Annotated in this window: 6 protein-coding genes and 1 pseudogene; 4 read left to right on the forward strand and 3 right to left on the reverse strand. The window is 73.0% G+C overall.

Going from position 1 to position 6,892, the window contains the following annotated elements; all coding sequences use genetic code 11:
• From C1J01_RS44725 to C1J01_RS44735, 3 genes are all read left to right on the forward strand, one after another.
• Positions 1-2,065: NB-ARC domain-containing protein (locus C1J01_RS44725; protein WP_111185095.1), on the forward strand; the 2,065-nt coding region annotated here is incomplete at its 5' end.
• A 73-nt stretch (positions 2,066-2,138) separates the two neighbouring features.
• Positions 2,139-2,723 (forward strand): hypothetical protein, encoded by a 585-nt coding sequence (locus C1J01_RS44730; RefSeq protein WP_111185089.1) that lies wholly within the window; start codon positions 2,139-2,141, stop codon positions 2,721-2,723.
• On the forward strand, positions 2,707-3,249 hold the full coding sequence (locus C1J01_RS44735) for an OmpA family protein (RefSeq protein WP_111185090.1): 543 nt from the start codon (positions 2,707-2,709) through the stop codon (positions 3,247-3,249). Before C1J01_RS44730 ends, C1J01_RS44735 begins: the two co-directional genes overlap by 17 nt.
• A gap of 56 nt (positions 3,250-3,305) precedes the next feature.
• Here the strand turns inward: C1J01_RS44735 and C1J01_RS44740 are convergent, their stop codons facing one another.
• The 3 genes from C1J01_RS44740 to C1J01_RS44755 all read right to left on the reverse strand — a co-directional run bounded on the left by C1J01_RS44740 (position 3,306) and on the right by C1J01_RS44755 (position 6,411).
• Positions 3,306-4,388: a S1C family serine protease gene (locus C1J01_RS44740; protein ID WP_111185091.1), complete on the reverse strand. Its 1,083-nt coding sequence runs from the start codon at positions 4,386-4,388 to the stop codon at positions 3,306-3,308.
• Between the two features lie 57 nt (positions 4,389-4,445).
• Complete coding sequence (locus tag C1J01_RS44745; RefSeq protein ID WP_111185092.1) at positions 4,446-4,892, reverse strand: TetR family transcriptional regulator C-terminal domain-containing protein; 447 nt, start codon at positions 4,890-4,892, stop codon at positions 4,446-4,448.
• Between the two features lie 88 nt (positions 4,893-4,980).
• A complete protein-coding gene (locus C1J01_RS44755; RefSeq protein WP_111185093.1) occupies positions 4,981-6,411 on the reverse strand; it encodes an AMP-binding protein in 1,431 nt (476 codons plus the stop codon).
• Positions 6,412-6,491: 80 nt separating this feature from the next.
• Between C1J01_RS44755 and C1J01_RS49390 the strand changes: the two are divergent.
• A pseudogene (locus tag C1J01_RS49390) lies at positions 6,492-6,892 on the forward strand (hypothetical protein); the annotation flags it as partial.

The following is a 6,892-nucleotide window of genomic DNA, read 5'->3' on the forward strand; positions in this document are numbered from 1 at the left end:
GGGTGGGGTGGCGGAGGAGTTGCCGCCGGATATTTCGGACTTTGCCGGGCGGCGGGAGGTGCTCGCGTGGATCGCCCGGATGGCCGGCGAGGACGCCTCAGCGCCTGTGCAACTGGTTCTGCACGGGCCGCCCGGTTGCGGTAAGTCGGCCGTCGCCGTTCATGCCGCCACCGGGATGGATCGCCCCCACGGCCGGCTGTACGCCTCGCTCGGCGCGCGGCCGCCCGGCGCGGTGCTGGAGGATCTGTTGCGGTCGCTCGGCTGCCCCGACGGGGCGTTGCCGCCGGCGACGGAGGAGCGGGTGCGGCTCTATCGCACCATGACCGCCCGCAGGCGGCTGCTCGTCGTGCTGGACGACGCCGCCGACGAGGCCCAGGTACGCCCCCTGCTGCCCACCGGGCCGGGCAGTCTCACCCTGGTGACGAGCCGGTCGCCGCTGGCCGGGCTGGAGGCGGCGCGCGCGTACGAGCTGGGGGTGCTCGACGAGGAGGAGGCCCTGGCGATGCTCGGCGGCGTCGCCGGGCACGAGCGGGTGTGCGCCGAGCCGGAGGCGGCCCTGCGGATCGTCCGGCTCTGCGGGCATCTGCCCCTCGCGCTGCGCATCGCCGGGTCCCGCCTGGCCAGGAAACCCGGCTGGACGCTCGCGTACCTGGCGGACCGCCTGGGCGACGAGCGGCGCCGGCTCGACGAGCTCAGCGCGGGCGACCTGGCCGTACGGAGCAGCCTCGCGCTCGGCTACCGCGGCCTGCCCGACCCGCAGCGGCGGCTGCTGCGCGGGCTAGGAGCGCTGTCGGCGCCCGACTTCGCGTCCTGGGTGTTCGACGCCGACCTGGAACCGCTCGCGGAGGCCGGCCTGCTGCAGTCGCGCGGCCTGGACGAGGCGGGCCAGGAACGCTACGGCCGGCACGGCCTGACCCGGCTGTACGCCGCCGAACGCCTGGCCGAGGAGGACGGCGGCCCCGCCCGCGTGCTGGCGGCGACGGCGGGCACGATCCTGGAGCGCACCCGGCGGGCCAGGGCGTCGCTGCTGCCGGCGGAACCGGGCACCGGCCGTACCGAGATCAGCCTGACCGACCACGGCGCCGCACTCCGGACGGGATGGCTGCGTCACGAGGCCCGGTGGCTGAGCGCCGAGCGCCGCTTCCTCGTCGCCTGCGTCGGCGACTTCTTCGGCGCCGGTCTGTACGAGGCCGCGTGGCGGCTGGCGTTCTACCTGGTGCCGCTGTTCGAGCTGGGCGCGCACCACGACGACTGGCACGCCACCACGGCCGTCGGGCTCGACGCGGCCAGGGCGGCCGGCCACCGGCACGGCGAGGCGCTGCTGCTGCGCGGCCTGGCCGACCTGCACCGCGCCGAGGGCCGCACGGACGCGGCGGCAGCGGCGCTGCGGGCCGCCCAGCCGCTGGTGGACGGGCTGGAGCAGGCCCGGATCACGCTCCGGCTCGGCCTCGTCCAGGTCGCGACCGCCGGGTCCAGGCCGGCGCAGGCGGAGCACGCGTTCCTGCGGGCGCTGCGGGCGTTCGAGGAGGGCGGCGACCGGCGCGGCCGGGCGGACGCGCTCCGGGCGCTCGGCGCCCTGCGCGGCGACGAGGGGGCGCTCCACGAGAGCCTGGCCGTCTACCGCGAGCTGGGCGACCCGCGCGGTGAGGCGGAGGCGCTGCTCGACCTGGCCAGGCTGCATCTGGCCGCCCGCCGGTACGGGCCCGCCCGCGACTGCGTGGAACACCGGCTGCGGCTCAACCGCCGCCTCGGCGACCGGCTGCCGGAGGCGGCGGCGCTGCTCGTCCGGGCCGGGATCGCCGCGGCCGAGGACGTTCCGGCCGCCGCCGCGGACTCGGCGCGGCAGGCGCTGGAGACCTTCACCGCGTACGGCGACCGCAGGGGCGTGGCGCGGGCCCTGCTGGCGCTCGCCAGGGCCGCTCTCGACCAAGATGACGTCGAACGGGCGGTTGAGCACCTCATGCGCGCTGTGGAAGAGTACGACGGCCTCGGTGACCCCCTGGGAAAGGCCGAGGCGGAACGGCTCGCGGCGGAGGCCCGCAGGCGGCGTGGTCAGCGGATATAGCCGACTATGCGGATCCTGAAGGTCGCCTCCCTAGAGTGTGGCCGTCATCCCCCGAAGACGAAGGTGAACTCACATGCGAAAGACGTTCGCGCTGGCCGCCGCGGCCGTCGCGCTGACAGGCTGCGGCATGCTCCCCGGGCAGCAGGGCGGCGGCGGAGAGGAGCGGCAGACGGCCGCCACCACCTTGGAGCAGGTGGAGGAGACGGCCGCGGAGACCCCGGGCGAGAGCGCGCCGCCGCAGCAGGACCAGGTGATCGCCAGCCGTGAGACCAAGGTCGCGTCGGCCGGCAACCACGGCACGGCGCGGGCCGACATCACCGGGCTCAAGCGCCAGGGCCGCACGGCCACGCTCAGCTGGACCGTCACCGCCCTCGACGGCAAGGTCAACATGCACAACGGCATGGGCTCGTACACCACCGACTTCTCGGTCTCGGCGGTCTCGCTGATCGACCCGGTCAACGCCAAGCGCTACCGGGTGGCCCGCAACGGCACCGGCCAGGACGCCGAGTGCGTCTGCTCCCACACCCAGGGACAGTTCCTGGAGCAGGACCGAACGACCTCGTTGTACGCGGTGTTCGCGGCCCCGCCGGCGGACGTGACGAAGGTCAACGTCGAGCTGCCCATGATCGGCGTGATCACCGATGTTCCGATCTCTTAGCGCCGCGCTCGTCCTCGCCCTGTCGCCGACGCCCGCGCCGAACCCTCCCGCCGGCACCACGGGCGTCGTCGAGGACCTCGTGCTGCCCGTGGAGGACATCGTGGGCGAGGTCGAGTCGCTGGACGGCACCGAGAGCGAGACGACCCAGGGGCAGGAGGTGACGGTGGCGCTGACCAGCGACGTGCTGTTCGCCGTGGACAAGTGGCGGCTCACCCCCTCGGCCCGGCAGCGGCTCGCGCAGGTGGCCGAGAAGGTCTCCGCCGAGGGCGCGGGCGGGGTGGTCAGGATCGAGGGGCACACCGACGACCAGGGGACGGACGCGTACAACGTCACGCTGTCGCAGCGGCGGGCACAGGCCGTGCGGACGGTCATGCGCGGGCTGCTGGCGGACACCGGCGTCACGCTGCAGGCGCGCGGCCACGGCGAGAGCCGCCCGAAGCTGCCGAACGTGGTCGAGGGCAAGCCGGTGGAGAAGAACCGCGCCAAGAACCGCCGCGTCGAGATCACCTTCACCGCGAAGTCCTGACCCGCCTGAGGCAGAGCCGCGGGTCTCGGACGGCCCGGGGTCCGCTGCGGGTCGCGTCAGTTGACCTGGAGCTCGCCGAGGGTGACGGTGACGATCTCGGTGTCGCCGTTGGTGCGTACGCCCACGCGGATGCGGTCGCCCGGCTTGAAGGTCGTGATGGTCTCCGTGAGCACGCCTATGGTGGAGGTGTCCTTGCCGTTGACGGAGACGATCACGTCCCCGGGCCGGATGCCGGCGCGGGCGGCGCCGCTGTTCGGCTCGACGACGGCCACGCCGACCCCGGCGGGCCGGCCGTCCGAGCCGATGACCGTGCTGCCGCGGATGCCCAGCGCGGCCCGGTGGCTGTTGGTGACCCGTCCGTGCGTGACGATCTGCCGGGCGATGTCCGTGGCGGTGTTGCTCGGGATCGCGAACCCGATGCCCGGCGCCGCGCCCCCGCCGAACGTCGGGTCCGTGGCGGCCAGCGTCGGGATGCCGATCACGTGGCCCGACAGGTCCACGAGGGCGCCGCCGCTGTTGCCGGGGTTGATCGAGGCCGAGGTCTGGATGGCTCCTGCGATGGTGGCGCCCGGCGAGCCGGGGTCCTGCGGCTCCGAGACCGTACGGCCGAGGGCGGAGATGATGCCGTTCGTCACGCTGCCGGAGAAGCCCAGGGGGTTGCCCATGGCGAGCACGATCTGCCCGACCCGCAGCTTCGAGGAGTCGCCGAACGTGGCGGGCCGCAGCCCGTCCGGCCGGTCCACCTTGATGACGGCCAGGTCGCCGGCGGGGAAGGACCTGACCAGCCTCGCCTTGCGCGGCGAGCCGCCGGTGGCGATGGTGACGGTCATCTCCTTGGCCTCGCCGACCACGTGGGCGTTCGTGACGATGTGCCCCTTCGTGTCGAACACGACGCCTGACCCGAGCCCGACGCCCGTGGTGATCTGCACGATGGACGGCAAAACCTGGGAGATGACCCTCTCGTAGGCCGTTTCCAGCGACTGCACCGGCGCCGTCGCGGCGGGGGACGGCGTACGGGGAGAGGCCGGAGCGGCCGTCCCGGTCGGTGAGGTGGGCGCGGTCGGTGAGCCGGTGGGGGGAGGTCCGCAGCCGGTCAGCAGTACGGCGGCGGCGGCCAGTCCCGCGACGAGCTCCCTCATGGCCAGATTTCTGCCCAAATCGGGACGAAAGATACTCTTTTCGGACGTATCGCCTGGTCAGCCGCCCTGGCCTGACATCTGCCGGTCGGCCGCCGGGGCGCTGAGCATCGCCGACTCGATGATCGCGTGCAGCTCCTCGCGGTCGGCGCCGTCGCGGGCCTGAACGGCCGGCCCGTGGAGCACCGTGGCGTACAGGGCCGCGAGGGCGTCGAGGTCCGCGCCGGCCGGCACGTCGCCCGCCGCCACGCCTCTGCGGAGCCGCTGCCTGAAGAGCTCGCGCACGGCCTGCCGGCGCTCGGTCACGAAAGCGGCGACCTCTTCGTTGCGCGCGCTGCCGGCGGGCGCCGCGAGGACGACCATGCATCCGGGCGGCCGCTCCGGATCGGTGAACGTGACGATGTTGGCCCGCAACATCGCGCGGATGCCCTCGTAGGCCGTCGGCGCCTCTTCCAGGGCGCGCTGCGCCGGGGCGCCGACCGTGGAGCCGTACAGCATCGCCGGCATGGTCGCCTATCTGGCCGGCCCCGGCGGTCGCCACGTCAGCGGCGGCTCGATCCAGGTGGACGGCGGTTTTCGGCGCCTGACCGGCGGCTCAGTCCGACAGATACGCCTCCCGGACGTCGCGCCTGCTGAGCTTGCCCGTCGGCGTACGCGGCAGCGACGCCCGGTACTCGATCACCCGCGGGTGCTTGAGCCGGGCCAGCCGGGGCGCGCAGTGGCGCAGCAGCTCGGCGGTGAGCTCCTCGCCGCCGGTGAAGCCGGGGGCGGGCTGGACGAGGGCGACGACCTTCTGCCCCCACTCGGGGTCGGGGACGCCGATCACCGCCACGTCCGTCACGGCGGGATGCTCCAGCAGCACCGCCTCGATCTCGGCCGGGTAGATGTTCACCCCGCCCGAGATGATCAGGTCGGTGCGCCGGTCGAGCAGGTACAGGTAGCCGTCCTCGTCGAGGTGGCCGATGTCGCCGGGCGTGTAGGCGCGACCGCGCATGGACGCGGCCGTCTTGCCGGGATCGCCGTGGTACTCGAACCGGTTGATGCCGCCGATGTAGACCAGACCGGGCGTGCCGGGGCCGACCTCGCGGCCGTCCTCGTCCACGATCGTGAACGTCATGCCGTCCAGCGCCCTGCCGACCGTGCCGGGCTTGGCCAGCCACTCCTGCGAGGAGACCATGGTGGCCACGGCGGCCTCGGTGGAGCCGTAGTACTCCCAGAGCACCGGCCCCAGCCAGTCGATCATCGCCTTCTTGGTGGCCGGCGGGCACGGCGCGGCCCCGTGGTAGAGGTGGGTGAGGGACGACAGGTCGTACGACTCCCGGTCGGGCACCGCCAGCAGCCGGTGGAACATCGTCGGCACCATGAACGCGTTCGTCACCCGATGCCGCTGGATCAGCTCCAGCGCCTGCCTCGCCTCGAACCGCTCCGGCGCCACGATCGTGTGCCCGAACTGCAGCGCCATCATCGCCTGCCCGTACGGCGCCGAGTGGTAGAGCTGCGAGCACACCAGGTGGACGCCGCCCTCCGGCAGGCCGAAGTGCCGCCAGCTCTTGCGCATGAGGATCGGGTAGAGCTCCTCCGGCGTCAGGTCGAGCAACCGGCGGCGCACGCCCTTGGGGCGGCCCGTGGTGCCGGAGGTGTAGAGCATCATCGAGCCGGCGCGGCGGTGGGCGGGCGGGGTGGACGGCCGGCCGGCGACGAGTTCGGCGACCGTGAGGGCGTCCGGTGAGATCACCACCTTGGCTCCGCAGTCGGAGATGATGTAGTCGATCTCCTCGGTGGTGTAGTGCCAATTGACCGGGACGAGATAGGCGCCGATCTGGTACGTCGCCAGCATCATCGTGAGGAAGTCGAGACCGTTCCTCAGTACGGTCACGACGCAGTCGCCCTGGCCTGTCCCGCTCGAGGTCAGGCCGTTGGACGCCTGGTTGACGCGGGTGAGCAGCTCTCCGTAGGTCGTGCGCTCCTCGCCGAGAAGGGCGGGGCGTTCTGGGTCGTGGGCGGCGATCTCGTAGAAACCCCTCATGTTCGCCGACCTTACAGAATTAGATTCTGCACGGGGAATAGCGGAATTATCCCGCTCCATCGTGACGTAACCTCAAGGTCATGGCGGACGTCGGCGACCAGAGCTCTGGATATGATCCCCCCACCACTCCGTTCCGCAAGATCGTCCTGCCTGCGGAGGAGACGGCCAAGATCTCCCGGCCCTCACCAGCTCCGGAAACGCCCGGCCCGGTGAACACTCCGGGGACCTCCGGCCCGGTGAAGACTCCGGAGACGTCCGGCCCAGTGAAGGCGCCGGGCGCGTCCGGCCGGGTGAAGACGTCCGGCCCGGGCTCCGACCAGCCGTCCGGCGACGGCGCGCCCGCGGCTCCACCGTCGGGCCCGTCCCAGAACGGGACCACCGACCAGCCCTCCGCCGAAACGCCCGGCCAGGCGGCGGCACAGACCACGCCCAAGGGCAAACCTTCAACGAAGAGCGCTCCCACCTCCTCCCGCCCCACCCC

This window comes from Nonomuraea aridisoli (assembly GCF_003236395.1).
In the GTDB taxonomy this organism is placed as follows: domain Bacteria; phylum Actinomycetota; class Actinomycetes; order Streptosporangiales; family Streptosporangiaceae; genus Nonomuraea; species Nonomuraea aridisoli.

Coding starts and splice junctions, on each gene's coding strand:
- C1J01_RS44730 (WP_111185089.1), top strand. CDS start 2,139: ATGCGAAAGACGTTCGCGCTGGCCGCCGCGGCCGTCGCGCTGACAGGC.
- C1J01_RS44755 (WP_111185093.1), bottom strand. CDS start 6,411: ATGAGGGGTTTCTACGAGATCGCCGCCCACGACCCAGAACGCCCCGCC.
- C1J01_RS44735 (WP_111185090.1), top strand. CDS start 2,707: ATGTTCCGATCTCTTAGCGCCGCGCTCGTCCTCGCCCTGTCGCCGACG.
- C1J01_RS44740 (WP_111185091.1), bottom strand. CDS start 4,388: ATGAGGGAGCTCGTCGCGGGACTGGCCGCCGCCGCCGTACTGCTGACC.
- C1J01_RS44745 (WP_111185092.1), bottom strand. CDS start 4,892: ATGCCGGCGATGCTGTACGGCTCCACGGTCGGCGCCCCGGCGCAGCGC.